Genomic DNA, 1077 nt, shown 5'->3' on the forward strand with positions numbered 1-1077 from the left:
CTAGGTGTACCCGGTCATGACGTTGGTGTCACTCGGCTGATCGGTGGCAGGCCTCCGCAAGCGGTGTGTGCTCGAGCGTAGTTGTAGTGCTCAAGCCACGGAGCGAGAGCGTCGTGACGGGCTTGGTTCGTCAGATACGGGTGCCGGTATGCCCAGTTCTCCTGCAGGGTTCGGTTGAACCGTTCGGCCTTGCCGTTCTGCCACGGGCAGTGCGGCCTGGTCGTGACATGCCGCGCGCCGAGCAGTCTGAGCGTGTCTTGGAAAGCGTGGGAGATGACGTAGTTCTTCGCGTTGTCCGTCATCACGCGTCTAATCGCAACGCCATGCTGGGCGAAAAAGGCCGCCGCTGCGGTGAGGAACGCAGCGCAGGTGGTGCCTTTCTCGTCGGGCAGGATCTGAGCGAACGCGAGCCGGGAGTGATCATCCACGGCGACGTGAACGTAATCGAAGCCGAGCTTGCGGGTTCGGTCTCGATGGTGATCAACCACCGTGGGGCCATCGACCCGCCACCCGCCGCCGTCCGGGATGCGACCGAGTTTCTTCACGTCGACGTGGATCAGATCGCCGGGGTTGTCGCGCTCGTAACGCAGCTGCGTGGTCCGCGAGGCACGAATGCGGATCCCGGTGACCGGGTCCAGCTCATGCAGGCGCGGCAATCCTGCCCGAGCGATGATCCGCGATGCCGTTGAGGCGCTCACCGCGAAGCGCAACGCCAACTCGTCACGACCGATCCGTTCGGCCTGACGCGCCGCGAGCAGCTCGCTCACGACCGTGCTGGGCGTCGCCGTTGGTGATCGCCGCGGCCGCGATGAGCGATCGATCAACCCGGCAACGCCCTGACTGCGGAAGCGCCCCATCCAGCGGTGAGCGCACTGACGTGAGACGCCGAGTTCTTTCGCGACGTGCGAGATCGGGCGGCCTTGCAGCACCCGTTGAACCAGGATCATTCGGCCGGCTGGTGCCAGCCTCGCATTACGGTGGACCAAGAGAAGGCCTTCCTCTTCGATGGCGTTAGACACCACTCAGAATGAAGGCCTTCTCCTCAACTACGTGTCACCAACCTGCTGACCGAGTACA

Annotated in this window: 1 protein-coding gene; it reads right to left on the reverse strand. The window is 64.0% G+C overall.

What is annotated here, in order from left to right; translation table 11 throughout:
- Positions 1-14 precede the first annotated feature (14 nt).
- Positions 15-986 (reverse strand): IS481 family transposase, encoded by a 972-nt coding sequence (locus ACK4SC_RS11680; protein ID WP_409618145.1) that lies wholly within the window; start codon positions 984-986, stop codon positions 15-17.
- Positions 987-1077: the final 91 nt, after the last annotated feature.

Origin of the sequence: Microcella sp., assembly GCF_046293215.1 — a bacterium.
Classification (GTDB): domain Bacteria; phylum Actinomycetota; class Actinomycetes; order Actinomycetales; family Microbacteriaceae; genus Microcella.